Raw genomic sequence first — 26,647 nt, 5'->3', positions numbered from 1 at the left:
CCGCCTGCGCTCGGAGATGATCATGATCCGCGCACTGATCCAGTACCAACTGCCACCCGCCTGACTCCACGAAGGCAAAAAAGCATGGACTACAAGCTCACCCAGAAGAGTCAGGAGGCGGTCTCCTCCGCCATCAGGCGCGCCGCCGCCGAGGGCAACCCGGAGGTCGCCCCGGTGCACCTGTTCACCTCGCTACTCGGCCAGACCGGCGGCACCGCCGTGCCTCTTCTGGAGGCCGTCGGCGTGGACTGGAAGCAGGTGCGCACCGAGGCCGAGCGGCAGCTCGCGGCACTACCGAAGGCGCAGGGCGCCACGGTCGGCGCCCCGTCGAGCTCCCGGCAGCTGCTCACCACGCTGAACACTGCGGCGCAGCGGGCCCGGCAGCTGGAGGACGAGTACGTCTCGACCGAGCACCTGCTGGTCGGCCTCGCCACCGACGGCGGCCCGATCGCCGAGCTGCTCAAATCCCGCGGGGCCACCCCCAGCGCCCTGCTGGACGCCTTCGAGAAGGTGCGCGGGCACGCCCGGGTGACCAGCGAGACGCCCGAGGACACCTACCAGGCGCTGGAGAAGTACGGTGTCGACCTGACCGAGCGGGCCAGGGCGGGCAAGCTGGACCCGGTGATCGGCCGTGACTCGGAGATCCGCCGGGTCGTCCAGGTGCTCAGCCGCCGGACCAAGAACAACCCGGTGCTGATCGGCGAGCCCGGCGTCGGCAAGACCGCCGTGGTGGAGGGCCTGGCCCAGCGGATCGTCGCCGGCGACGTGCCCTCCAGCCTGCGCGACAAGCGCCTGGTCGCGCTCGACCTGGGTGCGATGGTCGCCGGCGCGAAATACCGGGGCGAGTTCGAGGAACGGCTCAAGGCCGTGCTCAGCGAGATCAAGGAGAGCGACGGCCAGATCGTCACCTTCATCGACGAGCTGCACACCATGGTCGGCGCGGGCGCCGCCGAGGGCGCGATGGACGCGGGCAACATGCTCAAGCCCATGCTGGCCCGGGGTGAGCTGCGGATGATCGGCGCGACGACGCTGGACGAATACCGCGAGCGCATCGAGAAGGACCCCGCGCTGGAGCGGCGTTTCCAGCAGGTCTACGTGGGCGAGCCCACGGTCGAGGACACCATCGCGATCCTGCGCGGGCTCAAGGGCCGCTACGAGGCGCACCACCAGGTCCAGATCGCCGACAGCGCGCTCGTGGCCGCCGCCGCGCTCTCCGACCGCTACATCACCTCCCGGTTCCTGCCGGACAAGGCGATCGACCTCGTCGACGAGTCCGCCTCCCGGCTCCGCATGGAGATCGACTCCCGTCCCGTGGAGATCGACCAGCTCCAGCGGAACGTGGACCGGATGAAGATGGAGGAGCTGGCGCTCTCCAAGGAGACCGACGAGGGCAGCCTCCAGCGGCTGGAGCGGCTCCGCAAGGAGCTCGCCGACCGGCAGGAGGACCTCAACGGCCTGGTCGGGCGCTGGGAGCGGGAGAAGGCCGGGCTCAACCGGGTCGGCGACCTGAAGAAGAAGCTCGACGAGGTGCGCGGCGCCGCCGAACGGGCGCAGCGCGACGGCGACTTCGAGGCGGCCTCACGGCTGATGTACGCCGAGGTGCCCAAGCTGGAGGCCGAGCTCGCCGAGGCCGGCACGGCCGCTCAGCCCGACGACCCGATGGTCAAGGAGGAGGTCGGCCCGGACGACATCGCCCAGGTCATCTCCTCGTGGACCGGCATCCCGGCGGGCCGCCTGCTTGAGGGGGAGACCACCAAGCTGCTGCGCATGGAGGAGGAGCTCGGCGCGCGGCTGATCGGCCAGCGTGCGGCCGTCCAGGCGGTCTCCGACGCCGTACGGCGGGCACGCGCGGGCATCTCCGACCCCGACCGGCCGACCGGCAGCTTCCTGTTCCTCGGCCCCACCGGTGTCGGCAAGACCGAGCTGGCCAAGTCACTGGCCGACTTCCTGTTCGACGACGAGCGGGCGATGGTCCGCATCGACATGAGCGAGTACGGCGAGAAGCACAGCGTGGCGCGTCTCGTGGGAGCCCCGCCCGGCTACATCGGCTACGAGGAGGGCGGTCAGCTCACCGAGGCCGTGCGGCGCAGGCCGTACAGCGTGGTGCTGCTGGATGAGGTCGAGAAGGCCCACCCGGAGGTCTTCGACCTCCTGCTCCAGGTGCTGGACGACGGACGGCTCACCGACGGACAGGGCAGGACCGTCGACTTCCGCAACGTGATCCTGATCCTCACCTCCAACCTCGGCTCGCAGTTCCTCGTGGACCCGAAGCTGGACAAGGAGACCCAGCAGAAGGCCGTGATGGACGCGGTCAGGAAATCCTTCAAGCCGGAGTTCCTCAACCGGCTCGACGACGTGATCCTGTTCGACGCGCTCGGTGTGGAGGAGCTGTCCAAGATCGTGGACCTGCAGGTGACGCACCTGGCCAGGAGGCTGGCCGACCGGCGGCTCACGCTGACCGTGACCCCGGCGGCCCGCGACTGGCTGGCTCTGACGGGCTACGACCCGTTGTACGGCGCGCGGCCCCTCCGCCGGCTGATCCAGTCGTCGATCGGCGACAAGCTGGCCAAGGAGGTGCTCTCCGGCGAGGTCCACGACGGCGACGAGGTCCTGGTGGATCTCGACAAGGCGAACGACACCCTGGAGATCGGCCCCGTGAGGGCCTGACCACCGCCCGGGTAAGGGCTTGACCACCATTGGGTTAAGCCCGCCCCCCGGCAGACCCCCGCTGTTACCTTCGGCAGTCGTCGAACTACCAAAAACAACAGGGGGCGTGAATGTCAAACACATCACGGAACATCCGGGGGCTTCTCGCGGTGGCGGCGCTCGCTGCCGGTGTGAGCTGGATGGCGGCCGCTCCGGCGTCGGCCTCCACCATGCTCTGCCAGGTGCTTGACTCGGCGGAGACGCCGAAGTCCGTGGCGGCCGTCTGTGACACGGAGGTGTCCGCCCACGGCGAGGCACCGGCCACGGAGGAGAACTCCCGGCGCCCGGTCCTGGACGGAGTGCTCCCGGACCTCAGGCTCAACTGACACACCTGTGGGAGGGCCGCGACCCCGGGGGTCGCGGCCCTCCGCCGGCTCCGCCCGGAGCCTCGCGCGGCGCTCCGGGGTCGGCACCGTCCGGCGCCCTGCGCGGCCCGGAGGTCAGCGCGGCCCGGAGATCAGTGCGACGCGTCGAGCTGGGCGTCGAGCTCGTCTTCCGGGAGGCCCAGGTCCACCCGGATCCGGTAGCGGGTGCGGAGCAGCGCGGTGTGCTCCCAGCCACCCTTCACCGCCCCCTGGGCTCCCTCGGTGGCCCAGTAGTGGGCCTCCCGCAGGTCTCCGTAGGCGACCAGGGTCTCGGCGAGCGTGAGCGCGGTGGCCGGGGTGACCCCGCCGTCGGCCCGGATCGCCTCGATGACCTCCCGCCCGTCATCGGGCTTTTCGAGCTCGAAGAGGGTGTCGGCGATTCCGGCCCGCGGATCGACGCTCACCTCACCGCCGTCGTCCACCGCGCGTTGGAAGCAGTCGAGAGCGTGGGCGGGCTGTCCGGACTGCCGCCACTCCTCCGCGGCGAGCACGAGAATCGCCGCCCGGGAAATGTCACCGGATACGTATGCCTCCACCAGCGCTTCCAGCCGCCGGGCGAGGTTTTCATGATCGTCGGCCAGGAGTGCCTGATCGAGCAACCGCTCAACTTGCTCATGTGTCACATGCGCCACATCGCGAAGAGTACCGAGCGACGCTCGAATCCGTCCGCACAACGGCAGGTATTCCTTGCACAACCCCACGTAAACGATTGGCTACGCTGCGCGTGTTTCTCCAGTAAAACGGGCATATGGCAGGCGACTCCTGCTATGGGGACGCTACTGTTCGGAGGAGCTGCGATGGGCATGTCCAAGCAGACCACCTTCACACTGACGTTCCTTGTGGGCCTCTCCGTGCTCGTTCCTGGGTCGGCCGGATACCTGTCCGCCAGGATGGACGCCGTCCAGCGGGCCTATCGCGACCTCGTCTCCCTGGAGAACCGGCTCCGCGACGAACAGCTTCTCGCGCAGGTCACAAAGGAGTCACAGATCCAGACCATCGCCGTGCCGGCGATGCCCTGCGAGATCCTGCCGCTGACCCAGCAGAGAGGGAAGAAGACGCGCACGCCCGCCGCGCTCATCCCCGTACCGGTCGGGCCTCTGTCGTCATCCAAGGCTCCCCCGGCCCCGTCCCGGCCGACCGAAGGTCTGCGGATCGAGCCCCTACCGGCCGGTCCCGAGTCCGGCAGGGGAACCGGTCACCCCGACCTGAGCCGGGGAACGGGTCATTCGAAGCCCAGTCAGGCGGAGGCGCCGACGAACTGACGGTTCAGGTAACCCCGGACCAGCTGCTTGGCCTCGGCCACGATCTGCGGAGCTCCGCCGGGGTCCCGCCGGAAGGCCAGCTTGAGCACCGCGTCCCCGGCCTCGACGGCCACGAGGATGGCCAGGTCGAGTTCCTCACTGTCGGTCAGGCCGTACTCCTGGAGAAGGAGCCCGCGCAACCGGCCCGCGATCACCGTGTTGGTGTCGGACACCCCGTCGAGCAGGTTGAGATCGACCACGTCACCGAAGTGCAGGGACCGGAAACCCGGCACGGTCCTGTGCATCTCGACGTACTCATCGATGATCGCGTCGACCGCGTCCCACCAGCAGGCGTAGTCCTCCCACAGGAAGCGCCTCCCGATCCGGGAGACGAAGCGTTCCACGTGACGCCGGGTCACCGCCTGGGTGATGGCCCGTTTGTCGGGGAAGAACTGGTAGACCGAACCGATCGCGACACCGGCGCGTTCGGCGATCCGGGTGGTGGACAGCGCGTCGTAACCGACCTCGTCCAGCAGATCGGCACACGCGTCGAGCATCCTCTCGACGCGCCGCGCGCTCCGCCGCTGGGTGGGCTGACGCCGCAGCGGAACCTCGTCGGGTTCCTCGACAGGCAGGGGGGGCACCCCACCATCTTGCCCCCTGAGCCCTTCCTGGTCAGCCCTTATCCAGCATTCGCGAGATTCTCCCTAGCCGGGCGTGGCGGCCAGGCCGGTGCAGCCGCGCAGATCCTTCCAGCCGGCGACGGCCTGCTGCCGGGCCGCCCCGGTGAGGGGGACCGGCACCCCACCCTGGATGGTGGCCGGAGTCCACTCGTCCTTGAGCACCTTGCGACCGTTGATCGTCAGGGTGAGCACGCCGGTCCTGCCGGTCTCCGGACCCCAGTTGTAGAAGACGAAGTTGCCCATGCCGTAGTTGACGTAGCCGTTCTTCAGGTAGCCGCCGCCGAGCAGGACGTGCGCGTGGCCGCCCACGACGACGTCGGCTCCGGCCGCGACCAGCTTGGGCGCCAGAGCGCGCTGGGCCTCGTTCGGGCACGTCTGCAGCTCCGTGCCCCAGTGCAGGTGGACGATCACCGTGTCGGAGTCCCTGCGCGCCCTGCGGACCTCCTGGATCAGCCTGGCCTCGTTCTTGGCCGAGGCCAGGCCGCCCTTGTCACCGGAGGCCGTCCACGCCTGGATGAACTCGGAGTCCAGCACCTGGGTCGCGCCGATGATGGCGACGCGGTTGCCGTTCACGGTCGTCCGCCAGGGCCTGTACGCCTCGGCCTCGTCCTTCCCCACGCCCACGATCGGGAACTTCGAGCGCCTGATCGCGGCCAGCGAGTCGGCCAGCCCGCTCTCCATGAAATCCATGCCGTGGTTGTTGGCCATGGACGCGACGTCCACCCCTGCCGCCTTGAGCGCGGTCAGCGCGGAGGCGGGGGCCCGGAAGGCGTACTGCTTACCGGGAGCCCGGCTGCCACCCGTGGTGATCGCGGTCTCCAGGTTGACCATCGCGAGGTCGGAACGGCTGAGCACCTTGGCGATCGGACCGAGCGCGGTCCGCGGGTCGGCGTCCAGCCGGGACCGCAGCACCCCCTCGAAGTGCACATCACCTCCGAAGGAGATGGTGTACGGCCTGCGCTCGGGCTTGGGCTTGGGCGGGGGCTCGGCGGAGACGGTGGGCTTCTCCACGACATCCGGCGTCGCCTTCGGGGATGCGGATTCGGCTGCCGAGCAGGCCACGACGAGCATGGCGGAGACGGCGACAGTGGCTGCCATCACGAGGCGGCGGGGGATATACGTGTCCATCGCATCCGAGGATGCCACCTCAACGGCGGCAAGTAGCACAACTTGGCCGCTGAAGATCCGACTTCTACAGACTTGGATGACTCAGTTACTTGAATCATTCCGGTTTATATCATAACGTGTGTTCCATGGAGGACAAGGACCGGCTCCGTCAAGCGGGGCTGCGGGTGACCGCGGCCCGCCTGGCGATCATGCAGACCGTGCGGGAGGGTGACCACCTGGATGTGGACGCCATCCATCGGGGCGTGCGGGACCGGGTCGGTCAGGTCTCCCTGCAGGCCGTCTACGACTCTCTGCACGCCCTGCATCACGGCGGGCTGCTCCGGCGGATCGAACCCGCGGGCAGCCCCGCCCGATACGAGACACGGGTCGGTGACAACCATCACCACCTCGTCTGCCGGCGGTGCGGAAAGGTCACGGACGTCGGCTGTGCCGTCGGACACGCCCCCTGCCTCGACCCGGTCTCCGACGCCGGATACCTGGTCGACGAGGCGGACGTCATCTACTGGGGCATGTGTCCTGGCTGTCGTTCCGAAGACGCTCGATGAAGAGAACCCTGGAGGACAACTATGAGCACCAGGCCCATCACCACGACCGATGCGGGGATTCCCGCTCCGAGTGACGAGCATTCGCAGTCCGTCGGCCCGAACGGGCCCCTGCTGCTGCAGGACCACTACCTGATCCAGAAGATGGCCCACTTCAACCGGGAGCGCGTGCCCGAGCGGGTGGTCCACGCCAAGGGCGGCGGCGCGCACGGCATCCTCCAGATCACCGAGGACGTCAGCCAGTTCACCAAGGCCGGGCTGTTCCAGAAGGGCAAGGAGACCCCGCTCTTCCTGCGCTTCTCCTCGGTGGCCGGTGAGCTCGGCAGTCCGGACACCCAGCGTGACCCGCGTGGCTTCGCGATCAAGTTCTACACCGAGCAGGGCAACTACGACATCGTCGGCAACAACACGCCGATCTTCTTCATCCGGGACCCGCAGAAGTTCTCCGACTTCATCCACAGCCAGAAGCGCCGCGCCGACACCAACCTGCGTGACCACAACATGCAGTGGGACTTCTGGACGCAGTCGCCGGAGAGCGCCCACCAGGTCACCTTCCTGATGACCGACCGCGGCACCCCGGCCTCCTGGCGCCACGTGCACGGCTTCGGCTCGCACACCTTCCTGTGGTACAACGCCGCCGGTGAGAAGTTCTGGATCAAGTACCACTTCAAGACCGACCAGGGCATCAAGAACTTCACCGACGCCGAGGCGGGCGCGGTCATCGCGCAGGACGCGGATTACCACATCCGCGACCTGCACACCGCGATCAAGAACGGCGACCACCCGTCCTGGACGGTGAACGTGCAGATCATGCCGTTCGAGGATGCCGCCGACTACCGGTTCAACCCGTTCGACCTGACCAAGGTGTGGCCGCACGCCGACTACCCCGAGATCACGATCGGCAGGTTCGTCCTGAACCGGAACCCGGACAACTACTTCGCCGAGGTGGAGCAGTCCGGGTTCGAGCCCGCCAACCTGGTGCCCGGCATCGGCCCGTCCCCGGACAAGATGCTCCAGGGCCGGCTGTTCTCCTACCCCGACGCCCACCGCTACCGCATCGGCGCCAACTACCTGCAACTGCCGATCAACAGGCCGCTGTCGCCCGTCCACAGCTACAACAAGGACGGCCAGATGGCCTTCGTGAACCCGGCCGACCCGGTGTACGCACCGAACACGGTGGGTGGCCCCGCCGCCGACCCGGCGCTGTACGAGGGTGAGAACTACCAGGTGAGCGGCGAGATCATCCGCTCCGCCTACACCCTGCACCGCGAGGACGACGACTTCGTCCAGCCCCGCGCCCTGTGGGAGAACGTCCTGTCCGACACCGACCGCGCCCACCTGGTGAGCAACGTCGTCGGCCACGCCTCCGCCCCGGAGGTCACGGCCGAGATGAAGAAGCGCGTCGTGGAGTACTGGACCAACATCCACAAGGACCTGGGCCAGGGCGTCGCCCAGGGCCTCGGCATCAGCGGCTAGCCCGCCCTCGGCGTCACGCACCCTGTCTTACGACGCCGTACGGCCCGCACCTCGGTGAGGTGCGGGCCGTACGGCTTAGGGGACCCGTGCGGCGTGTCGGCGATCGATATCCCCTCCGGAAACGCCGTAGCCGGCAGGGTCCGGTCACGCTCGGTTCCGCCTGATCACATGATCGTTCGGAAAAGGGGGATCGGCGCGCATTAGGCTTGCCCAGGTGACCACCCCTCCAGATCAGGACCGTCTGCACGCTCAGCTCGCCTTCGCCATGGAGATCGACAAGCTCAGACGCATTGTCCGCCGCAACACCCTGATGGACGGGTCGCGGCGGGAGAACGACGCCGAGCACTCGTGGTACGTGGGCATGCTGGCGATGGTCTTGGCCGAGCACGCCCCACCGGGCACCGACCTGGACAGGGTCGTCGCGATGCTGCTCGTCCACGACATCGTCGAGATCGACGCCGGAGACACGTTCATCTACGACGCCAACGCTGTCGAGACCCAGCTCGAGACCGAGCGCAAGGCCGCCGACCGGATCTTCGGACTGCTCCCCGAGGACCAGGCCACGCGGCTGCGCGCCCTGTGGGACGAGTTCGAGGAGCGTGAGACTCCGGAGGCCAGGTTCGCCAAGGCCCTCGACAGGATCGCCCCGATCATGGCCAACCACCACAACGAGGGCGGCACCTGGTCGCTCTACAAGGTGACGGCCGAACAGGTGCTGGAGAAGGTGAAAATCATCGAGGAGGGGTCGGCGACGCTGGGCGCCTACGCCGCCGAGATCATCGAGCTCTCCGTCAGCCGGGGACATTTGGCGCGTGCATAACCCCGTTCCCGGGTAGGTCCCTATGGGCCGATAAGGGGGCGATCGTGAAGGAAAGCGTCAGAGTAAAGCGTCGGAGTTTCCGGCAGCTGGTACCACCGGTCGACCTTGCCGGCCGCATCGAGCGGTCGTCCAGGATGGACCGGCCGATCCGGTTGGCGGCCCTGGCCGTGCGCCGGCGGATCAAGCCGGGGTGGCTGCGTGACCTGCTGCACGGGGTTCCCACCGGTAAGCCGCTGCACCCGCCACTCGTCACCGTCAGCCTGGGCTGCTGGGTGGCGACGGCGGTGCTCGACCTCAGCCACGCCGATCCGCGGGCGGCGCGGGCGGTGCTCACCACCGGGATCGTGGTGGCGGCTCCTTCGGTCGCGACCGGGCTTACCGACTGGTCGGTTCTCCATCAGGGGCAGCAGCGCGTCGGGTTCGTCCACGCGCTCGCCAACCTGACCGCCTTCAGCCTCTACGCCGGCTCGCTGGCCCTGCGGCTCTCCGGAGACGAACGACGTGGCCGGCTGTTGTCGTTCGCCGCGCTGGGGGCCGCGGGACTGGGCGGTCAGCTCGGCGGCCACCTGGCCCACCGGCTGGCGGCCGGGGCCAACCACGCCGAGTCGGTCGCCCACCTGGTCCCGCTGGGCTGGCACGACCTGTGCCAGCTGAAGGACCTGCCGGACGGGCGTCCGGTGGCCAAGCGGCTCGGCTACATCGACCTGTTCGTGCTGCGGGTCGGCGAGGAGGTCATCGTGCTCGCCGACGGCTGCTCCCACCTGGCGGGACCGCTGCACCAGGGACGCCTGATCTCCGATGAGGGCACCGCCTGTGTGGTGTGCCCCTGGCACGGGAGCACCTTCCGGCTGTCGGACGGAACGGTCGCGCACGGCCCCGCCACGGCCCCGCAGCCGTACTTCGAGACCCGGGTACGCGGCGACGGCGTGCTCCAGGTCCGTCCCGTCCAGAGCTGAGCGGGCCCGGCGTTCCGGACGCCTCGACCGGCGTCCGGACGTGCCCGGAGCCCGGACGCTCCGTCAGATCTGGTCGGGCCGGCCGTCGGCGGGATGCTCGACCAGGGCGAGAATGCGGCTGGACATGAACCGGGCGGTGCGCACGGCCGTACCGCTCCGGGTGACCTCGCTCACCTCGACCACGCCACCCCTGCGATTGGACACCTCAACCCGGCGTCCCGCCTTGGTGGCGACGACTTCGTAGGTACGCGAGCTGTCGCCCGCGTCGATGACAATCTCTACCTTGTCGCCCTTCATCTCTGTTTCATGCCCGGAGCGGGAGGAATCTATCCGTACACCAGTTTGACTATCACTGTGACGCCGACACCAGCTTGACGATCGCTATGGCGCCGCCACCAGCTTGACGATCGCTATGACGCCGACACAGACGACGAAGCCCCGCAGAACGGGCGCCGGTAGCTTCCGGCCGACCCTCGCACCGAGGAAACCGCCGATCGTGGCACCGAGCGCGACCAGCGCCACCGCCCGCCAGTCCACCTCCGCGACCAGGATGAACAGAAGCGCGGCGGTGGCGTTGACGAGCAGCGAGAGCACGTTCTTGGCGGCGTTGACCCGTTGCAGGTCGTCGTCGAGGAAGCTGCCGAGCAGCCCGATGAGCAGTACCCCCTGGGCCGCGCCGAAGTAGCCCCCGTACATCCCCGCGGCGAGCACCCCGATCCACAGCCACGGGCCGCCGTGCGGATGGGGGTCCTCCCTCCGGGTGCTCAGCCACCTGTTGAGTCTGGGCTGGGCCACCACCAGCACGCAGGCCAGGCCGATCAGGATCGGCACGACCACGTTGAAGGTGCTGGCCGGGAGGAAGAGCAACAGCACGCCGCCGATGAGGGAGCCCACGATCGAGGCGACCCCCAGCCGGATCAGCCGCTCGCGCTGCCCCGTCAGCTCGGTGCGGTAGCCGAGCGCACCGGTCAGCGACCCGGGCACCAGCCCGATGTTGTTGGAGACGTTGGCGACGATCGGCGGGAGCCCCACGGCCACCATCGTCGGGAACGTGATCAGTGATCCCGAGCCGACGACGGCGTTGATGCCCCCGGCCCCGATCCCGGCCGCGAAGATCGCGATGGCTTCCCACAGCGTCATGACGCCCCTCTCACTCGTACGGCTCGCGCCCGTGAACGGTGCACGGCATCCACCGGATGTTAGGGGGAGGGCGCCCCCCGGCCGGCGGTGGGGGGTGTCCCCCAGGCGTACGGATCTCAGGACTCAGAAATGGTGCGCCCGGGCATACCAGCGGCCGTCGAGCCCGCGCTCCAGGTTGAGCGGGACGCTGAAGGTCCGGGACAGGTTCTCGGCGGTCATCACCTGGTCGATCTCCCCCTGGGCGACCACCGAGCCGTGCCGGAGCAGCAGCGCGTGGGTGAACCCGCTGGGCACCTCCTCCACGTGATGGGTGACCAGCACCATCGTCGGCGCCTTGGAGTCGTGCGCGAACGTCGCCAGCCGGCGGACCAGATCCTCCCTGCCGCCCAGGTCCAGCCCGGCGGCGGGCTCGTCCAGCAGCAGCAGTTCGGGGTCCGGCATGAGCGCCCGGGCGATCTGCACCCGCTTGCGCTCGCCCTCCGACAGGGTGTTGAACCGGCGCCGGATCAGGTGGGCCGCGCCGAACTGGTCGATCAGCTCGACGGCGCGGGTGACGTCGTTGGAGTCGTACTCCTCCGTCCAGCGGCCGAGAATCGCGTAGGAGGCGGTGAGCACCAGGTCGATGACCTTCTCCTCCGGCGGCACCTTCTCGGCCAGCGCGGCGCTGGCGAGCCCGATGCGGGGTCGCAGGTCGAACACGTCACTCTGGCCGAGCCGCTCACCCAGGATCTCCACGATGCCCTCGGTGGGGAACAGCATCGCGCCGACGACCTGCAGCAGCGTCGTCTTCCCCGCACCGTTGGGGCCGATGACGACCCACCGCTCATCCTCGTGAACGGTCCAGTCGATCTCCCGCAGCAGGGCCGCCCCGTCCCTGCGGACGGTGACGTCCTGTAGCCGAAGCACCTGACCGCCCATCCCTTACGCCTCCTCATGAATCGCTCGAACAAAACCTATTGCAGGACAAGCGCATATCGTGGATCGGTGCACCCTGATTCACCCATCTCGGCCACCCTGGTCTGCTGGAGCAACGCCTGGCTCACCGGGCAGATCGGTCTCGATGAGGCCGTCGACCGTGTGGAACGGCTGGCCGGCCCCCAGCTCGTCGCCGGGGAAACCGGCGACCTGCCCCTCCGCGCCTTCCTCGCCGGCCTGCGGATCGAGGGCCTGAGATTCCTGCGCCTGGCCCTTCCCGTCCCGGGCGATCCCCTCGGTCTCACCGGACCGCCCTCCTTCAATTCCGCGGCCATCGAGGCCGGACAGGCGGCGACAGCCGTGCTTCCCAGCAGGTGCCTCGGTCTGGTCCCCGTGCGGGACCGCCGCGGGTCATCGTACGCCGGGGTGCGCTGGAGCGCGCTGGAGGCCGGCATCAGCGCCCCGGACATCCCCTCCCTGGCCGAGGCCGAGCATGCCCTGACCCTCGCGATGCGGACGGCCACCGACGCGCTGCTGGGCGTGGAGGGCCCTGCGCAGGGCCACCGCCGGGTGAGGATCGCCGACGACGGGCTGGCCCCCGGCTACCCGGCCCGCGCCCACCGGGTCGCCGCCCTCGCCGCCCGGCTCGCCTCGGTGCTCCAGGTCGCCGACGACCGGGGACTCACCTCGGGCCAGATCGCCACCCGGAGCGACGCGCTGCGCGACCTCGACCGCGCCGTACGGCGGGCACGCGTGGCCGCCCACCACGCCATCACCGAACTCGTCTAAGGACCATCCCTCGTTAAGTCGGGACAGTCCGGGTTGCGGGTGCGTCTGTCCGGCGTGCTTCCCCGGGTCAGGCCAGGCCGTGCCGTACCGCGTAGAGAGCCGCCTGGGTCCTGTCCTGCACACCGAGCTTCATCAGCACGTTGGAGACATGGGTCTTCACGGTCTTCTCCGCCACCGTCAGTTCCCGGGCGATCTCACGGTTGGACCGGCCCGAGGCGATCTGGACGAGCACCTCGCGCTCCCGGTCGGTCAGCGGCACCACATACCTGCCCGCGCCGTCCGTGCCGTCCGCCGTCGCGGGAGCGGGAGCGGGGGTGGGGACACAGCCGGAGCCGGACAGCATCGCCTCGGCGGCCTCGGGGGCCAGCAGCACCTGGCCGCCGTGGACCGCGCGGATGGCCTGGACGAGCGAGGCCGGATCGACGTCCTTGTAGAGGAACCCGGACGCGCCGGCCCGCATCGCCGGGGCGACGTCCTCCCGGTCGCTGACCGAGGTCAGCACCAGCACGCGCGAGGACAGCCCCCGCTCCGCCAGCCGGACCAGTGTGCCGAGGCCGTCGAGTACCGGCATCTTCAGGTCGAGCAGCAGCACGTCCGGTGAGAGGAGCTCCACCAGGGCGACCGCCTCGGCGCCGTCCGCCGCCTCCCCCACCACGTCAAGGTCGTCCTGCAGGTCCAGGAAGGTGCGCAGCCCCTGCCGGACGACCGGATGGTCGTCGGCGATCAGCACGCGGATCACGCGGGCACCTCCATCCGCACCAGGGTCCCATGGCCCGGCTCCGAGGTCACGAGCACGTCGCCGCCCAGGGCCTGCGCCCTGTCCGCCATCGAGGCGATCCCCAGCCCCCGCCCGGCGGCGGCGGCCACGTCGAACCCCGTCCCGTCGTCACGCACCTCCAGGGTCACGCGGCCTCCCTCGCAGCCCAGCCACACGCTCACGGTGTGCGCCGCCGAGTGCCGGGAGGCGTTGTGCAGTGCCTCCTGGGCCACGCGCAGGACGGCCGCCTCGGTCGCCGGTTCGAGCGCGCACACCGGGGCCTCGTCGAACGTGAACGACGCCGGGTGCAGCCGGTCCAGCAGGCGCACGTGCTTGCGGAGCGTCTCGGCCAGGCCGTGCCGGTCGAGCTCGGCCGGGCGGAGCTCGACGATCACCGCGCGGAGCTCGGCCAGTGCCTCTCCGGCCAGCCGCTCCACCCGTTCGAGCTCACGCACCGCCCGCGCGGGGTCGCGGGTCACCAGCGAGGTCGCGGCCTGCGCGCCGAGCCGGAGTGAGAACAGCTTCTGGGTCACCGCGTCGTGCAGTTCCCGTGCCATCCGGGTGCGCTCCTCGATCAACACCAGCTCCCGGCCGCGCTCGTAGAGGCGGGCGTTGGTGAGCGCGATCGCGGCGTGCGCGGCGAACATGGTGAGCAGTCGCTGGTCGGCCTCGGTGAAGCCGCCGGGGGCCCGCTTGTTGGAGAGGAAGACGATGCCGAGCACCTCGTCGCCGTCGCGGATCGGCACCCCGAGGAAGTCCTTGAGCACCGGATGGGCGCGCGGCCAGTATTCGAACCTCGCGTCCTTGCGGATGTCGGGCAGCCGGACCGGCGCGCCCTCGCGCAGCATCGCGCCGAGCATGCCGTGCTGGCGGGGCATCGGCCCGATCGCGTCCCACTCCTCGTCCGAGATGCCCTCGGCGACGAACTCGGCGAATGCCCCCTCGTCGTCGGGCACACCGAGTGCGGCGTAGCGGGCGTCCAGCAGTTGCCCCGCCGACCGCACGATGACCTGGAGCACCTCCCGGACCGACAGATGCCTGGTCACCGCCAGAACGGCCGAGCTCACGGCCTGCAGGACGGCATCCCGGTCTTCGTTCACGGAAAAACTCTAGGCGCCGCGCCCACCTGCCGCGTTACGCCATGGGTCCTAGGTCCATCAGCCCAGACAGGGCCCGGTCCTGCGACCGATGTGCGTGAGCCGTCCAATTCCTACCGTCGAGGGCATGACGAAGACCGCACTCATCACCGGCGCCTCGCGAGGCCTCGGCCTGGCACTGGCCCGTTCCCTGGCCGCGGACGGCTGGCGCCTCATCCTCACCGCACGGGGCGCGGACGCACTGAAGCCCGTCGCCGACGGACTCGGTGCCCTCGCCCTCCCCGGAGACATCGCCGACCCGGCCCACCGGGACCGGCTGGCGCATGCCGTACAGGATCACGGCGGACTGGACCTGCTGGTCAACAACGCCTCCGGACTGGGCGCCGTCCCGCTCCCGCCCCTGGCCGGCTACCCGCTCGACGTGTTCGAGGACCTGTTCAGGGCCAACGTGCTGGCCCCGCTGGCACTGGCTCAGGCGTTCCTGCCCACGCTCAGGGAGCGGCGGGGCGCGATCATCAACATCTCCTCCGACGCGGCGGTGAAGGCTTACGAGGGCTGGGGTGGGTACGGCGCGACCAAGGCCGCCCTCGAGCAGCTCTCCAACGTGCTGGCCGTCGAGGAGCCCAAGGTCGCGGTCTGGTGGGTCGATCCGGGCGAGATGAACACGACCATGCTGGCCGCCGCGATCGGCGCCCGGGACGCCGCCGCGGCCCCGGGCCCGGAGACGGTCGTTCCCACCCTGCGGAGGTTGATCGAGGAGCGCCCGGCCAGCGGCCGGGTGAGCCACTCGTGAGCGCGCCCGTACCGGACGTGATGGAGCCCGGCTTCGCGCTCCCGCACGATCTGGAGGCACACGAGCCGCCGGAGGCACGGGGGCTGGCCCGTGACGGGGTGCGGCTCCTGGTCACGCACGGCGGCACCGGGCAGATCGGTCACCACACGTTCACCGATCTGCCCGGGCTGCTCCGCCCCGGCGACCTGCTGGTGGTCAACAACTCGGCCACGCTTCCGGCCGCGGTCCGGCTCGACCGGCTGGCGGTGCACTTCTCCACCGAGCGCGAGGACGGGACCTGGCTGGTGGAGCTGCGCCGCCGGACGGAACGGCGAGAGACCGGCACGGGCGCGGCCGTGAGCATGGACATCGCCGGCGGACCCTACCCGGGAGGTGCGCCCGGAGAATGGCTGCCGCTGCCCGGCGGGGCCACGCTACACCTGCTGGAACGGGAGACCCCACGCCTGTGGCGGGCCCGGCTGGACCGCGAGGTCCCCTCCTACCTGCGCAGGTACGGCGTGCCGATCCGCTACTCCTATGTGGGCCGGGACTGGCCTCTGGCCGACTACCAGACCGTGTTCGGAGTCCGGGACGGCAGCGCGGAAATGCCCAGCGCCGGTCGGCCGTTCACCACCGGGCTGGTGACCCGGCTGGTCTCTCACGGGGTCGGCCTCGCACCGATCACCTTGCACACCGGGGTGGCCTCGCCGGAGAAGGACGAGCCACCCTACGCGGAGCGGTTCGAAGTGCCCGAGACAACCGCGCGGCAGGTCGAACTCGCGCGTGAGTCCGGCGGCCGGGTGATCGCGGTGGGCACGACCGTGGTGCGGGCGCTGGAGACGGCCGCCCTGGCCGACGGCCGCGTCCGGGCGGCGCGGGGCTGGACCTCCCACCTCGTGACCCCCTCTGCCGGGGTGAGGGCGGTGAACGGCCTGCTCACCGGCTTGCACGAGCCGCGCTCCAGCCACCTGCTGATGCTGTCCGCCATCGTCGGGGGCGGACTGCTCTCCCGGTCCTACGCGGAGGCGCTCAAGGAGGGCTATCTCTGGCATGAGTTCGGCGACACCCATCTGATTCTCGCTTAGCCAGTCAGCCACAAGAGGTTCCCAAGCCGGCCGCCGCATGCTGACCGCAGCAATCGACGCGGGCACGGCGGGATAAAATTAGGTGAAGTAAATATTTATTTCCGCTTTTCCGGTTGAATGTGGTAAAAATCTGCAATCTTTCACGGGGACTATCGCTATATCCCCGCCCCCCTCAACTGGGAGACGTTTAATGCGCCACCCGATCTCCAAGATCGCCGCTCTGGCCCTGGCCGCTCCGCTCGCGGGCACGATGCTGTTCGCGGCACCCGCCTCGGCTGCTACGGCCCAGGCTTCCGTCACGGTCGCCAAGAAGGTCGACGAGCCGTTCTCGACCTTCGCCGTCAAGGCGACGGCCTCCAAGACGGTCCGCCCCGGCGGAAAGATCGCCTACAGCATCAAGGCCACGAACACCGGTCCGTACACCTCCGACGCCGGCTCCTACTTCGTCGTGGCCTACGTCCCCAAGCACGTCGACATCAACGGCAAGGGGGGCTCCTACCGGGGGCCCAAGAAGGCCGGGTGCATCACCGAGGAGCAGCTCGTGGTCTGCCTCGTCGACAAGAACCTCAAGCTCGGCGACTCCGTCTCGTTCAACTTCGAGTTCAAGGTCAAGAAGGGTGCCAAGGGCACGCTGAAGACCGCCCTCGGCGTACTGGCCTACGACGTGCCCACGGGCGCGGAGACGCTGAGCCGGGACGAGCTCGAACGTCTCGGCGTCAAGAGCTGGTTCTTCGGCAAGCAGCACAGCACGAAGGTCGCGCGCTAGCCGTACGGCGCCCCCGCTCACCGGGAGCCCCCGTCCTGCGGTCCCAGGACGGGGGCTCCCCGCGTCTTTCGGAGATAGGCGTGGCGGCCCGTGGGCGCCGCCGGCGAACTATCCGACGCGAACTTCAGGCGTCCGGATGATGAACCGCATTCCCGATCCATTCCGGGGCCAAGTAGCGTAGACAACGATGAACCAGCGCACGCTTCTGATCACGTTGACCGGCCCTGACCGACCAGGCGTCACCTCAAGGCTGTTCGCCGTCCTGTCCGGCTTTCCTGTCGTGGTCGCCGATATCGAGCAGGTCGTCATCCGCGGCCGGCTCACTCTGGGCGTCCTCGTCGCCTACGCGGGCGACGCCCCGACCGGCACCGGCAGCACCATAGGCGGGCTGTGGACCGCCATCGAGCGGACCGCCGAGGATCTGGGACTGCACGTCGAGCTGTCCACCGGCTCCGACCAGCAGGAGAAGCGACGGCGCGGACGGCTGCACGTCACCGTGCTCAGCGCACCCCTGCAGCCCGCCGCGATGGCGGGCATCGCGGGCCGGATCGCGGCCGCCGGAGCCAACATCGACCGGATCGAACGGCTGTCCAACTACCCGGTGACCTGCATCGAGCTGGCCGTCTCCGGCGCCGACCCGGACACGCTCAGGGCCGAGCTGGCCGCCGAGGCGTACGCGCAGCAGGTGGACGTGGCCGTGCAGCGGACCGGCCTGTACCGCAGGGCCAAGCGGCTGATCGTGATGGATGTGGACTCCACGCTCATCCAGGCCGAGGTGATCGAGCTGCTGGCGGCGCACGCGGGCTGTCTGGAGGAGGTGGCCCGGGTCACCGAGGAGGCGATGCGCGGTGAGCTCGACTTCGCCGAGTCGCTGCGCCGCCGGGTCGCGCTACTGGAGGGTCTCCCAGAGGAGATCTTCGAGAAGGTCCGCAAGGAGCTGGTGCTCACCCCCGGCGCCCGCACGCTGGTGCGGACGCTCAAGCGGCTCGACTACCGGTTCGCGATCGTCAGCGGCGGGTTCACCCAGCTCACCGACGCCCTCGTCGAAGACCTCGGCATCGACTACTCCGCGGCCAACACCCTGGAGGTCGTGGACGGCGTGCTCACCGGACGGGTCGTCGGCGAGATCGTCGACCGTCCCGGCAAGGCGCGGGCACTGGAGCGGTTCGCCCTCCAGGCGGGCATCCCGATCAGCCAGACCGTCGCCATCGGCGACGGCGCCAACGATCTGGACATGATCGCGGCGGCCGGTCTGGGCATCGCGTTCAACGCCAAGCCGGTGGTCCGCCAGGCCGCCGACACCGCGGTGAACGTGCCCTACCTCGACGCGATCCTTTATCTACTCGGCATCCCGCGCGCGGAGGTCGAAGCCGCCGACGCCGAAGACGGCGTCACCGCCGTGGAGCGGTGAGCCGGGACGTGGCCTGACAGTCACGGTCATCCCGGACCACCGCGTCCGGCGTCCGGGACGGCCGGAGATCACGGAATCCGAGCGCTCAGTCGTCTTTCGGGCTCCAGCAGGCGACGCCGCGCCCGGTGTCGAACTCGGCCCACTCGCCCTCCGTCTCGATCACGGCGAACGCGCCAGGTGGGAAGCCGGAGTCATCGCCCCTCGCGGTGAGGCCCAGGACCAGCTCGTGGACACCGGGATTGTGACCGACCAGGGCCAGCGTGCGGACCTCCGGATCGCTCCGCTGGATCAGCGTGAGGAGCTCGTCGGGGTAGGCCTCGTAGATGGCCGGCTCGATCACGATGTCCGCGTCGGGCAGTGCCAGGCCCGCGGTCTGCCTGGTCCGCGTCGACGGCGAGCAGAGCACCAGATCGGGTCGGAGATCCATGCCGGTGAGCGCCTCGCCGGCCCTGCGGGCGTCGCGCTCGCCACGCGCGGTGAGAGGGCGCTCCCGGTCGGCGAGGCCGGGGACGTGGGCCGCCTTGGCGTGCCGCAGCACGATCAGCGTGCGGGTCGTCATCTCGCCGCCCACATGGCCACCCCAACGATCACCGCGAACACCGCGATCATCGCCAGCAGGATGAGTACGAGCGTCTTGCCTCCGGAGGGCTGCTGTTCCATACGGCCAAGTTTCCCATCGAAGAGTCCCGCACACGCGAAAGGGGTGCACGGCCCCGTGCACCCCTTCCTCAGGCCTCACTCAAGCTTTTCCTCAGACCTCGCTCAGCTTGAGACGGGCTCGGGCTCGCGCTCGATGTTGTTCTCCTCGGTCGGGGCGATGCTCGCCGAGCGGCGCTTGGAGATGACCACCGCGGCGACGACGATGCCGATCGCGACCACGGTGACGCCGATCCGCAGCGCCACGTTGTCGGCGTAGGTCACCACGGCCGGAGCGATCAGCAGCGCCACCAGGTTCATCACCTTCAGCAGCGGGTTGATCGCCGGACCCGCGGTGTCCTTGAACGGGTCACCGACGGTGTCACCGATGATGGTGGCCTCGTGGGCCTGCGAGCCCTTGCCTCCATGGTGGCCGTCCTCGACCAGTTTCTTGGCGTTGTCCCAGGCACCGCCGGAGTTGGCCAGGAACACCGCCATCAGCGTGCCACAGGCGATGGCACCGGCGAGGAACGCGCCGAGCGGTGCGTAGCCGAGGGCGAAACCGACGGCGATGGGGGTGAGTACGGCGAGCAGACCCGGCGTGGCCAGCTCCCGCAGCGAGTCACGGGTGCAGATGTCCACGACCCTGCCGTAGTCGGGCAGCTCCGTACCGGCCATGATCCCCGGCTTGGTGCGGAACTGCTCGCGCACCTCGAAGACCACCCGCCCGGCCGCCCTGCCGACCGCCATGATGGCCAGGCCGGAGAACATGAACACCACCGCCGCGCCGACGATCAGGCCGACCAGCACGTTCGGGGAGTCGACGCTCAGGCTGAACACGCTGAAGTGGCCCAGCGCGTCCTTGACGCTCTGGGTCGCCGTGGTGAGCTGGGTCTCGATCGCCGTCCGGAACGCGCCGAACAGCGCCGTCGCGGCGAGCACCGCCGTCGCGATCGCGATGCCCTTGGTGATGGCCTTGGTGGTGTTGCCCACGGCGTCCAGCGAGGTGAGCACCCGGGCACCCTCCCCGTCGACATCCCCCGACATCTCGGCGATGCCCTGCGCGTTGTCGGAGACCGGGCCGAAGGTGTCCATCGACACGATCACGCCGACCGTGGTCAGCAGGCCGGTGCCCGCCAGGGCCACGGCGAACAGGGCGATGGTGACGTTGCCGAAGCCGAGCAGGAACGCCCCGTAGACGGCGGCGCCGATGATGAGCGCCGAGTAGACCGCCGACTCCAGGCCGACGCTGATGCCGGACAGGATGACCGTGGCGGGGCCGGTACGGGAGCTCTCCCCGATGTCCCTCACCGGACGGCGGTTCGTCTCGGTGAAGTAGCCGGTGAGGATCTGGATGGCGCTGGCCAGCACCAGGCCGATGAGCACCGCCCCGATGGCGATCAGGCGCGGGTCGGAGGTGATCGCGGCGATCTCCGGACTCACCCCGGTCAGGCCCGCGAAGCTGCTCGGCAGGTAGAGGAAGGCGGCCCCGGCGACGAGGATCGCCGAGATCACGGCCGAGATGAAGAAGCCGCGGTTGATCGCGGCCATGCCGGAGCGGTCCCCGCTCCGCGGTGCCGTGGAGAAGATGCCGATGATCGCCGTGATCACACCGATCATCGGCACGATCAGCGGGAACACCAGGCCCTCGGTGCCGAAGGCCACCCTGCCCAGGATCAGGCTGGCAACGAGCATGACCGCGTAGGACTCGAACAGGTCGGCGGCCATGCCGGCGCAGTCGCCGACGTTGTCGCCCACGTTGTCGGCGATGGTGGCGGCGTTGCGCGGGTCGTCCTCGGGGATGCCCTGCTCGACCTTGCCGACCAGGTCGGCGCCGACATCGGCGGCCTTGGTGAAGATGCCGCCGCCGACCCGCATGAACATCGCGAGCAGGGCGGCGCCGAAACCGAAGCCCTCAAGGACGGCCGGCGCCTCGCCGCCGTACGTGATCACCACGATGGCGGCGCCGAGCAGGCCAAGGCCGACGGTGATCATGCCGGCCACGCCACCGGTGCGGAAGGCGATGCGCATCGCGACCTTCTCGCCCGACTCACGTGCGGCCGCGGCGACGCGGACGTTTCCGCGGACCGCGAGCCACATGCCGATGAAACCGGTCAGTCCGGAGAAGACCGCGCCGACGACGAAGAAGACCGATCGGCCGATGGCCACCCCGGTCGACTCGGCGGGGAGCAGGTAGAGCAGGAAGGGGATCAGGACGACGAACACCGCGAGCGTCCGGAACTGCCGCGCCAGATACGCGGAGGCTCCTTCCTGGACGGCACGCGCGATGTTCTGCATGCGCTCGGTACCTTGGCCGGCGGCGAGGACCTCCCGCACGAGCACGGCCGCGACGGCGAGTGCGAGCAGGGCCACAACGGCCACGACGATCACAATGGTGAAATGGGAACCGCTCAGGGATACCGCTGGCTCTTCGGCAACGGCTAGATGGAGCACAGACATCGACTCTCCTCGGCAAGACGGGAACACGTCCTGCCCGGAGTGCGCTGCACGGTGAAGGGCCGGTTGACAGAGCGGCGCACTCCGGGTGTTGGCAGTGCCGCTTCCGGTTGCGTCCGCAGACTTCCCACGGAGGTAAGCCCGTTTACGGGCCGTTCCGAAGGACAAACCTTGGCCGGTCCCGGGAGTCTACGCAGCCACGACGCGGATATGAAGCCTCTGCGCGGGGCTAATTAATGGCATGCCCAGTAATCACTCTCGGCCGACCTGCTTATGAGGCCGTTCGGGGCGGCATACCGGATCTTAAACGCGCATTTTCCTCTAATTTCGGTCCACACATATCAAAATTATGTTTTGACCGAAAGCGAGCGCCCCCCATGCGAACGGCCGGGCCCGTCCAAGTGGACGCGCCCGGCCGCCGAAGCTCTCCGCTGTCAGGCCGTGTGCAGGCCGTTGGTCGCCGCGGGCCAGCTCATGCGGATACGCATGCCCTTCTGGCTCGGGTAGACCTGGACGTCATCGGCCAGTCCCACGATGACCGCGATGCCGAATCCGGTCATCAGGGTGTCGGGAAGCTGCCCGAGTGGATCGTCGAGCCGCAACAGCTCGCGGTCCTGCTCCACCTCATCACTCGGGGCGCAGTCGGTGACGGTCACCTCGAACCGCCCCATATCATCACGTAGCTCGATGCGGATCGGCTCTCCCGGACAGTGGAGGCGGTGCGCCTCGACGGCCCGGGAGCACGCCTCACCGACGGCGAGCCGTACTTCATCCAAGAGCGACTCCTCCACGCCCGTGCGCCTGGCGATCGCCGTGGCGACCAGGCGTGCCGTGCGCACATGCGCGGGGAGAGCACTGAACGTCAGCTCGACGGTAGCCACGACTACTTGTCTCGGCCGTGAGCTTCCTTGGCTTCCTCCACCGAGGCGTAGATCCCGAAGACCTTGGTCAGTCCGGTGATCCGGAAAATCTTCAGGATGCGCTCCTGGGTGCAGACCAGCTCCAGCGAGCCGTCGTGCGCCCGAACTCGCTTGAGCCCGCCGACCAGGACACCGAGGCCCGTTGAGTCAAGGAAGTCGACCTTCTCCATGTTGACCAGGAGGTGGAAGTTCCCCTTGTTGACCAGATCGATCAGGAGCTCACGCAATCTGGGCGCGGTGTAGACATCGATCTCACCCTCGACCTCAACGATGGTGAGACGGTCCTCGGAATGGTGGTCCAACTTCAGATCCACAGATCCTCCAGCGCCTTGCCTGCGAAAGTACCGATTCAGACGTGACTCCTGGGACCGGGTGGCCCCCAGACGACAAGCCCCGACGCGCGGCATTCAACCATGCGTACGCTCAGTGTCTATACGAAATCACGATTCCCGGCGACTCTGCCCACAGATGCCAGACTGGAAACCAGTGACCCCGTCCTCATCCTCCTCGCTCCGAGCGGGTGACGCGCTCACCCACCTGCTCGGTGTTTCCGCACGTCGCGAACGAGTGACCCATGTGGAGCATGTTCCAGCACGTCAGGCCGGTCAGGTCCGCTGGCCGGACTGGGTTCACGAGAGCCTGGTTACGCGCTGGGCGAACCACGGCATTTCAGGCCTATGGCCACATCAGGCCGAGGCGGCCGAACTGGCCCACCGTGGTCAAAACGTGATCATCGCTACGGGGACAGCCTCGGGCAAATCCCTCTCCTACCTGATCCCCGCCCTCTCCTCGGTGCTCGAAGGCGGCACGATCCTTTACCTCACGCCTACCAAGGCGCTGGCCGCCGACCAACTCCGGACCCTGAACGGACTCGATGTCTCCGAGCTCCGCGCGGCCACATTCGACGGCGACACCTCCTTCGAGGAACGGGCCTGGGTCCGCAAGCACGCCAACTACGTCCTCACCAACCCGGACATGCTTCACCGCACCCTTCTGCCCCGTCACGCTCAGTGGTCGTCCTTCTGGCGGCGGCTGCGGATGGTCGTGGTGGACGAGTGCCATGGCTACCGGGGCGTGTTCGGCTCCCACGTGGCCCAGATCCTGCGCCGCCTGCGCCGGATCTGCACGAGGTACGGCTCCCGCCCGGTCTTCCTGCTCTCCTCCGCCACGGCCAGCGAGCCCGGGGCCTTCGCGACCCGCCTGACAGGCCTCCAGATGGCCGAGGTGGCCACGGACGCCTCTCCCCGGGGAGCGACCACCTTCGCCCTGTGGGAACCTCCCCTGACCGAGCTACGCGGCGAGGGGGGCGCCCCCGTCCGCCGTCCCGCCACCGCCGAGAGCGCCGACCTCCTCGCGGATCTGATGATCGCCAACGTCCGGACCCTGGCCTTCGTCCGCTCCCGCCGCGCCGCCGAGTCGGTGGCCCTCACCACCCGGGCGAAACTCCAGGACCTCGTGGTCGACGTGGGGGCACCGGGAGATCTGCCGGACAAGGTGGCCGCGTACCGTGCCGGGTATCTGGCGGAGGACCGCCGGGGGCTGGAGAAGGCGTTCCGGTCGGGAGACCTGCTCGGGCTGGCGACGACGAACGCGCTGGAACTCGGGGTCGACGTGTCCGGGCTGGACGCCGTGCTCATCGCGGGCTGGCCGGGGACCCGGGCGTCGCTCTGGCAGCAGGCCGGACGGGCGGGACGGGCCGGGCAGGACGCCCTGGCGGTGCTGGTCGCCCGGGACGATCCGCTGGACACCTATCTGGTCCACCACCCCGAGGCACTGTTCGGCCGGCCCGTCGAGGCGATCGTGCTCGATCCCGACAACCCCTACGTGCTGGGCCCGCATCTGTGCGCCGCCGCCGCCGAGATCCCGCTCACCCGGGACGAGCTGGAGATCTTCGGCCCGACCGCCAAGGAGGTGCTCGCCGACCTGGTCGGGGACGGCCTGCTCAGGGAGCGCGCCACCGGCTGGTTCTGGACCAGCCGGGAACGGGCCACCGACCTCGCCGACATTCGAGGGGCGGGCGGCTCACCGGTCCAGGTCGTGGAGGCGTCAACCGGCCGGCTGCTCGGCACGGTGGACGAGCCCTCGGCCCACACCAGCGTGCACACCGGCGCCGTCTACGTCCATCAGGGGGAGACCTACCTGGTCGCCGAGCTCGACCTGGAGGCAGGTGTCGCGCTCGTCGAGGCCGGGACCCCCGACTACACGACCTTCGCCAGAGACACCACCGACATCTCGATCCTTGAGTCCCTCCGCTCCCACCCGCTCGGCCCAGGGGAACTCCACTTCGGCTCGGTGGAGGTCACCCGCCAGGTCGTGTCCTACCTCAAGCGCCGCGCGCAGAGCGGTGAGCTCCTCGGCGACGAACCCCTCGACCTGCCCCCGCGTACGCTGCGCACCCGCGCGGTGTGGTGGACGTTGCCCGCCTCCGAGATCACCTTCCTGGCCGAGGAGGGACTGGATCTGGGCGGAGCCGCGCACGCGGCGGAGCACGCCTCCATCGGCCTGCTGCCGCTCTTCGCGACCTGCGACCGCTGGGACATCGGCGGCGTCTCCACCGAGCTGCATCCCGACACCGGGCTGCTCACCGTCTTCGTCTACGACGGCCACGAGGGCGGCGCGGGCTTCGCCGAACGCGGCTACGCCCGCGCTCTCGACTGGCTCACCGCCACCCGCGAGGCCATCGCCTCCTGCGAGTGCGAACGTGGCTGCCCCTCCTGCATCCAGTCGCCCAAGTGCGGCAACGGCAACGAACCCCTGGACAAGGCGGGAGCCCTCCGCCTCCTCGCCGTCCTCCTCTCCGCCAACCCGGAGGAGACGCGACCGTCCGTCAACCCGGGGGAAACGCGACTGTCCGTCAACCCGGAGGAGACGTGATCGTCCGTCAACCCGGAGAAGGGGTGACGGGAGACCGGGGGCCGGAGAAGACGTGATCGGAGACCGCGGGGTCGGCGAGGTGGACAGGCCCGGCACGCGCATCGGCGGTGATCCTCCGGGCACCCATCACGGGCAGCGAGAGCCACACCGCCACCTGGACGTCGGCGATACCGTCACCGTGGACGGAACACCGCGTGATCCTCGCCCCGTTGCCCTCGGCCAGCGAGGCCGCCTCCGCGCATGCGCGCTCCGGGGCGGCGAGGGCCCACCGGGCGGCGGCGAGCGCGCTCAGATCGGCGGCACTCTGCGCCCGGTGGCGGGCCACCCTCGCCGTACCGGCGGACATGACCACCACGGCCACCATGAAGATCAGGGCCATGAGTCCGACCGCCCAGACCGTCGCCGCCCCCTGGTCCCTCCCTACCGTCCTGCCGCTCCGGCGGCGAGCGCCGCCGCCCGCTTCCGCTCCGGCCGGAACCCGGGACACCGGCCTCATTGCTCGACCCCTGGTTCGGTGGCGGAGACCGCGGTCGCGCGGACGGTGACGCTTGGGAGCGAGGCACCCCAGCTGGGCCTGACATTCGCCGACACCTCCACCCGGGTCACCTCCGCGCTCCGGGTGACCACGACGTGCGCACCAGCGGGGGCGGCGGACAGGACACCGCCTCGCACCTGCTCCAGCGACTCTCCTCGTGACGCGGCCCGGGCTCCTGCCCGGGCCGCGTCCACACATTCCAGCTGCGCCCCGACCGCCGCCACCGCCCACAGCGCGGCGGCCAGCATCACCACGACCGCGGGCAGGACCACCGCGGTCTCCGCGGTGACCGATCCCCGGGCCCGGCGGGCGGGCCCCATGAGGGTCATCCCGCCACGTTCAGCGCTCGGTTGATCAAGCCTGAGATCATCTGCTGGACCTCCGAGCTCGTCACCACCTTGAAAAGGAGCGCCGCGAAGGCACAGGCGGCGATCGTGCCGACCGCGTATTCGGCGGTGGACATGCCCCGATCACGGCCGGCACCGGTGGTCAGCAGCGCCCAGCGGGCACGCGGCCACCGCAACCGGTCACGTCGGACGCCGCCAGCGATCGATCGAACCATCGTTTCCTCCTGGA

Annotated in this window: 28 protein-coding genes; 13 read left to right on the top strand and 15 right to left on the bottom strand. The window is 69.5% G+C overall.

Features of this window, described 5'->3' with window-relative positions; translation table 11 throughout:
- The first annotated feature begins 84 nt into the window (after window positions 1–84).
- Window positions 85–2,667, top strand: a complete 2,583-nt coding sequence (gene clpB, locus ACIN94_RS01850) for an ATP-dependent chaperone ClpB (RefSeq protein ID WP_400698209.1) — start codon at window positions 85–87, stop codon at window positions 2,665–2,667.
- A 110-nt stretch (window positions 2,668–2,777) separates the two neighbouring features.
- Window positions 2,778–3,032: a hypothetical protein gene (locus ACIN94_RS01845; protein ID WP_400698207.1), complete on the top strand. Its 255-nt coding sequence runs from the start codon at window positions 2,778–2,780 to the stop codon at window positions 3,030–3,032.
- A gap of 131 nt (window positions 3,033–3,163) precedes the next feature.
- On the opposite strand, the gene ACIN94_RS01840 is transcribed toward ACIN94_RS01845, so the two are convergent.
- Entirely contained in the window at window positions 3,164–3,694 is a 531-nt protein-coding gene (locus ACIN94_RS01840) for a hypothetical protein (RefSeq protein WP_400698204.1), read from the bottom strand.
- 180 nt (window positions 3,695–3,874) lie between these two features.
- On the opposite strand from ACIN94_RS01840, the gene ACIN94_RS01835 reads away from it, so the two are divergent.
- Complete coding sequence (locus tag ACIN94_RS01835) at window positions 3,875–4,333, top strand: hypothetical protein (protein ID WP_400698201.1); 459 nt, start codon at window positions 3,875–3,877, stop codon at window positions 4,331–4,333.
- Here ACIN94_RS01835 and ACIN94_RS01830 read toward each other — a convergent pair.
- Together ACIN94_RS01830 and ACIN94_RS01825 are read right to left on the bottom strand one after the other, a co-directional pair.
- Window positions 4,309–4,956: a TetR family transcriptional regulator gene (locus ACIN94_RS01830; RefSeq protein WP_400698198.1), complete on the bottom strand. Its 648-nt coding sequence runs from the start codon at window positions 4,954–4,956 to the stop codon at window positions 4,309–4,311. The genes ACIN94_RS01835 and ACIN94_RS01830 overlap by 25 nt on opposite strands.
- 63 nt (window positions 4,957–5,019) lie before the next feature.
- On the bottom strand, window positions 5,020–6,123 hold the full coding sequence (locus ACIN94_RS01825; protein WP_400698196.1) for a CapA family protein: 1,104 nt from the start codon (window positions 6,121–6,123) through the stop codon (window positions 5,020–5,022).
- A 125-nt stretch (window positions 6,124–6,248) separates the two neighbouring features.
- Here ACIN94_RS01825 and ACIN94_RS01820 point away from each other — a divergent pair, with 125 nt between their 5' ends.
- From ACIN94_RS01820 to ACIN94_RS01805, 4 genes are all read left to right on the top strand, one after another.
- Window positions 6,249–6,668: a Fur family transcriptional regulator gene (locus ACIN94_RS01820; RefSeq protein ID WP_400698193.1), complete on the top strand. Its 420-nt coding sequence runs from the start codon at window positions 6,249–6,251 to the stop codon at window positions 6,666–6,668.
- Window positions 6,669–6,689: 21 nt separating this feature from the next.
- Window positions 6,690–8,141, top strand: a complete 1,452-nt coding sequence (locus ACIN94_RS01815; RefSeq protein ID WP_400698190.1) for a catalase — start codon at window positions 6,690–6,692, stop codon at window positions 8,139–8,141.
- Window positions 8,142–8,406: 265 nt separating this feature from the next.
- Window positions 8,407–8,961 (top strand): HD family hydrolase, encoded by a 555-nt coding sequence (locus tag ACIN94_RS01810; protein WP_400699931.1) that lies wholly within the window; start codon window positions 8,407–8,409, stop codon window positions 8,959–8,961.
- 44 nt (window positions 8,962–9,005) lie between these two features.
- Window positions 9,006–9,917, top strand: coding sequence for a Rieske (2Fe-2S) protein (locus ACIN94_RS01805; RefSeq protein ID WP_400698187.1), 912 nt, complete (start codon window positions 9,006–9,008; stop codon window positions 9,915–9,917).
- A gap of 63 nt (window positions 9,918–9,980) precedes the next feature.
- Here ACIN94_RS01805 and ACIN94_RS01800 read toward each other — a convergent pair whose 3' ends face one another.
- The 3 genes from ACIN94_RS01800 to ACIN94_RS01790 all read right to left on the bottom strand — a co-directional run bounded on the left by ACIN94_RS01800 (window position 9,981) and on the right by ACIN94_RS01790 (window position 11,975).
- Window positions 9,981–10,214 (bottom strand): hypothetical protein, encoded by a 234-nt coding sequence (locus ACIN94_RS01800; RefSeq protein WP_400698184.1) that lies wholly within the window; start codon window positions 10,212–10,214, stop codon window positions 9,981–9,983.
- Window positions 10,215–10,298: 84 nt separating this feature from the next.
- Complete coding sequence (locus tag ACIN94_RS01795; protein WP_400698181.1) at window positions 10,299–11,057, bottom strand: sulfite exporter TauE/SafE family protein; 759 nt, start codon at window positions 11,055–11,057, stop codon at window positions 10,299–10,301.
- A gap of 123 nt (window positions 11,058–11,180) precedes the next feature.
- Window positions 11,181–11,975 carry an ABC transporter ATP-binding protein gene (locus ACIN94_RS01790; protein ID WP_400698178.1) on the bottom strand — a complete coding sequence of 265 codons (795 nt, stop codon included), beginning with the start codon at window positions 11,973–11,975 and terminating at the stop codon, window positions 11,181–11,183.
- 66 nt (window positions 11,976–12,041) lie between these two features.
- Here ACIN94_RS01790 and ACIN94_RS01785 point away from each other — a divergent pair, with 66 nt between their 5' ends.
- A complete protein-coding gene (locus ACIN94_RS01785) occupies window positions 12,042–12,761 on the top strand; it encodes a hypothetical protein (RefSeq protein WP_400698175.1) in 720 nt (239 codons plus the stop codon).
- A 67-nt stretch (window positions 12,762–12,828) separates the two neighbouring features.
- On the opposite strand, the gene ACIN94_RS01780 is transcribed toward ACIN94_RS01785, so the two are convergent.
- Together ACIN94_RS01780 and ACIN94_RS01775 are read right to left on the bottom strand one after the other, a co-directional pair.
- Complete coding sequence (locus ACIN94_RS01780) at window positions 12,829–13,500, bottom strand: response regulator (RefSeq protein ID WP_400698172.1); 672 nt, start codon at window positions 13,498–13,500, stop codon at window positions 12,829–12,831.
- Window positions 13,497–14,618 (bottom strand): GAF domain-containing sensor histidine kinase, encoded by a 1,122-nt coding sequence (locus ACIN94_RS01775; RefSeq protein WP_400698170.1) that lies wholly within the window; start codon window positions 14,616–14,618, stop codon window positions 13,497–13,499. Before ACIN94_RS01775 ends, ACIN94_RS01780 begins: the two co-directional genes overlap by 4 nt.
- Window positions 14,619–14,742: 124 nt before the next feature.
- Between ACIN94_RS01775 and ACIN94_RS01770 the strand changes: the two genes are divergently transcribed.
- The 4 genes from ACIN94_RS01770 (at window position 14,743) to serB (ending at window position 18,649) form a co-directional block, all read left to right on the top strand.
- Window positions 14,743–15,408 (top strand): SDR family NAD(P)-dependent oxidoreductase, encoded by a 666-nt coding sequence (locus ACIN94_RS01770; protein ID WP_400698167.1) that lies wholly within the window; start codon window positions 14,743–14,745, stop codon window positions 15,406–15,408.
- Window positions 15,405–16,472: an S-adenosylmethionine:tRNA ribosyltransferase-isomerase gene (locus ACIN94_RS01765; protein ID WP_400698164.1), complete on the top strand. Its 1,068-nt coding sequence runs from the start codon at window positions 15,405–15,407 to the stop codon at window positions 16,470–16,472. The genes ACIN94_RS01770 and ACIN94_RS01765 overlap by 4 nt, the downstream gene beginning before the upstream one ends.
- Window positions 16,473–16,662: 190 nt before the next feature.
- On the top strand, window positions 16,663–17,238 hold the full coding sequence (locus ACIN94_RS01760) for a hypothetical protein (protein WP_400698162.1): 576 nt from the start codon (window positions 16,663–16,665) through the stop codon (window positions 17,236–17,238).
- Between the two features lie 187 nt (window positions 17,239–17,425).
- Window positions 17,426–18,649 (top strand): phosphoserine phosphatase SerB, encoded by a 1,224-nt coding sequence (gene serB / locus ACIN94_RS01755; RefSeq protein ID WP_400698159.1) that lies wholly within the window; start codon window positions 17,426–17,428, stop codon window positions 18,647–18,649.
- Window positions 18,650–18,734: 85 nt separating this feature from the next.
- Here the strand turns inward: serB and ACIN94_RS01750 are convergent, their stop codons facing one another.
- The 4 genes from ACIN94_RS01750 to ACIN94_RS01735 form a co-directional block, all read right to left on the bottom strand.
- Complete coding sequence (locus ACIN94_RS01750; RefSeq protein WP_400698156.1) at window positions 18,735–19,220, bottom strand: SixA phosphatase family protein; 486 nt, start codon at window positions 19,218–19,220, stop codon at window positions 18,735–18,737.
- Between the two features lie 191 nt (window positions 19,221–19,411).
- On the bottom strand, window positions 19,412–21,745 hold the full coding sequence (locus ACIN94_RS01745) for a sodium-translocating pyrophosphatase (protein ID WP_400698153.1): 2,334 nt from the start codon (window positions 21,743–21,745) through the stop codon (window positions 19,412–19,414).
- A gap of 431 nt (window positions 21,746–22,176) precedes the next feature.
- Window positions 22,177–22,623 (bottom strand): ATP-binding protein, encoded by a 447-nt coding sequence (locus ACIN94_RS01740; RefSeq protein WP_400698151.1) that lies wholly within the window; start codon window positions 22,621–22,623, stop codon window positions 22,177–22,179.
- A gap of 2 nt (window positions 22,624–22,625) precedes the next feature.
- Window positions 22,626–22,976 carry an STAS domain-containing protein gene (locus ACIN94_RS01735; RefSeq protein WP_012887265.1) on the bottom strand — a complete coding sequence of 117 codons (351 nt, stop codon included), beginning with the start codon at window positions 22,974–22,976 and terminating at the stop codon, window positions 22,626–22,628.
- 253 nt (window positions 22,977–23,229) lie between these two features.
- Here ACIN94_RS01735 and ACIN94_RS01730 point away from each other — a divergent pair, with 253 nt between their 5' ends.
- Complete coding sequence (locus tag ACIN94_RS01730) at window positions 23,230–25,536, top strand: DEAD/DEAH box helicase (protein WP_400699929.1); 2,307 nt, start codon at window positions 23,230–23,232, stop codon at window positions 25,534–25,536.
- A 7-nt stretch (window positions 25,537–25,543) separates the two neighbouring features.
- Here the strand turns inward: ACIN94_RS01730 and ACIN94_RS01725 are convergent, their stop codons facing one another.
- The 3 genes from ACIN94_RS01725 to ACIN94_RS01715 are packed head-to-tail and all read right to left on the bottom strand — an operon-like array spanning window position 25,544 to window position 26,633.
- Window positions 25,544–26,023: an Rv3654c family TadE-like protein gene (locus ACIN94_RS01725; RefSeq protein WP_400698148.1), complete on the bottom strand. Its 480-nt coding sequence runs from the start codon at window positions 26,021–26,023 to the stop codon at window positions 25,544–25,546.
- A gap of 5 nt (window positions 26,024–26,028) precedes the next feature.
- On the bottom strand, window positions 26,029–26,400 hold the full coding sequence (locus tag ACIN94_RS01720; protein ID WP_400698145.1) for a TadE family type IV pilus minor pilin: 372 nt from the start codon (window positions 26,398–26,400) through the stop codon (window positions 26,029–26,031).
- Complete coding sequence (locus ACIN94_RS01715; protein WP_400698142.1) at window positions 26,397–26,633, bottom strand: DUF4244 domain-containing protein; 237 nt, start codon at window positions 26,631–26,633, stop codon at window positions 26,397–26,399. The genes ACIN94_RS01720 and ACIN94_RS01715 overlap by 4 nt, the downstream gene beginning before the upstream one ends.
- Window positions 26,634–26,647: the final 14 nt, after the last annotated feature.

Origin of the sequence: Streptosporangium sp. NPDC087985, assembly GCF_044741965.1 — a bacterium.
Classification (GTDB): domain Bacteria; phylum Actinomycetota; class Actinomycetes; order Streptosporangiales; family Streptosporangiaceae; genus Streptosporangium.
The sequence above is the reverse complement of the archived record's forward strand: the minus strand, read 5'-3'. Positions and strand labels throughout refer to the sequence as shown.

Coding starts and splice junctions, on each gene's coding strand:
- ACIN94_RS01810 (WP_400699931.1), top strand. CDS start 8,407: ATGGAGATCGACAAGCTCAGACGCATTGTCCGCCGCAACACCCTGATG.
- ACIN94_RS01825 (WP_400698196.1), bottom strand. CDS start 6,123: ATGGACACGTATATCCCCCGCCGCCTCGTGATGGCAGCCACTGTCGCC.
- ACIN94_RS01815 (WP_400698190.1), top strand. CDS start 6,690: ATGAGCACCAGGCCCATCACCACGACCGATGCGGGGATTCCCGCTCCG.
- clpB (WP_400698209.1), top strand. CDS start 85: ATGGACTACAAGCTCACCCAGAAGAGTCAGGAGGCGGTCTCCTCCGCC.
- ACIN94_RS01820 (WP_400698193.1), top strand. CDS start 6,249: ATGGAGGACAAGGACCGGCTCCGTCAAGCGGGGCTGCGGGTGACCGCG.
- ACIN94_RS01715 (WP_400698142.1), bottom strand. CDS start 26,633: ATGGTTCGATCGATCGCTGGCGGCGTCCGACGTGACCGGTTGCGGTGG.
- ACIN94_RS01745 (WP_400698153.1), bottom strand. CDS start 21,745: ATGTCTGTGCTCCATCTAGCCGTTGCCGAAGAGCCAGCGGTATCCCTG.
- ACIN94_RS01720 (WP_400698145.1), bottom strand. CDS start 26,400: ATGACCCTCATGGGGCCCGCCCGCCGGGCCCGGGGATCGGTCACCGCG.
- ACIN94_RS01760 (WP_400698162.1), top strand. CDS start 16,663: ATGCGCCACCCGATCTCCAAGATCGCCGCTCTGGCCCTGGCCGCTCCG.
- ACIN94_RS01790 (WP_400698178.1), bottom strand. CDS start 11,975: ATGGGCGGTCAGGTGCTTCGGCTACAGGACGTCACCGTCCGCAGGGAC.
- ACIN94_RS01795 (WP_400698181.1), bottom strand. CDS start 11,057: ATGACGCTGTGGGAAGCCATCGCGATCTTCGCGGCCGGGATCGGGGCC.
- ACIN94_RS01835 (WP_400698201.1), top strand. CDS start 3,875: ATGTCCAAGCAGACCACCTTCACACTGACGTTCCTTGTGGGCCTCTCC.
- serB (WP_400698159.1), top strand. CDS start 17,426: ATGAACCAGCGCACGCTTCTGATCACGTTGACCGGCCCTGACCGACCA.
- ACIN94_RS01800 (WP_400698184.1), bottom strand. CDS start 10,214: ATGAAGGGCGACAAGGTAGAGATTGTCATCGACGCGGGCGACAGCTCG.
- ACIN94_RS01770 (WP_400698167.1), top strand. CDS start 14,743: ATGACGAAGACCGCACTCATCACCGGCGCCTCGCGAGGCCTCGGCCTG.
- ACIN94_RS01845 (WP_400698207.1), top strand. CDS start 2,778: ATGTCAAACACATCACGGAACATCCGGGGGCTTCTCGCGGTGGCGGCG.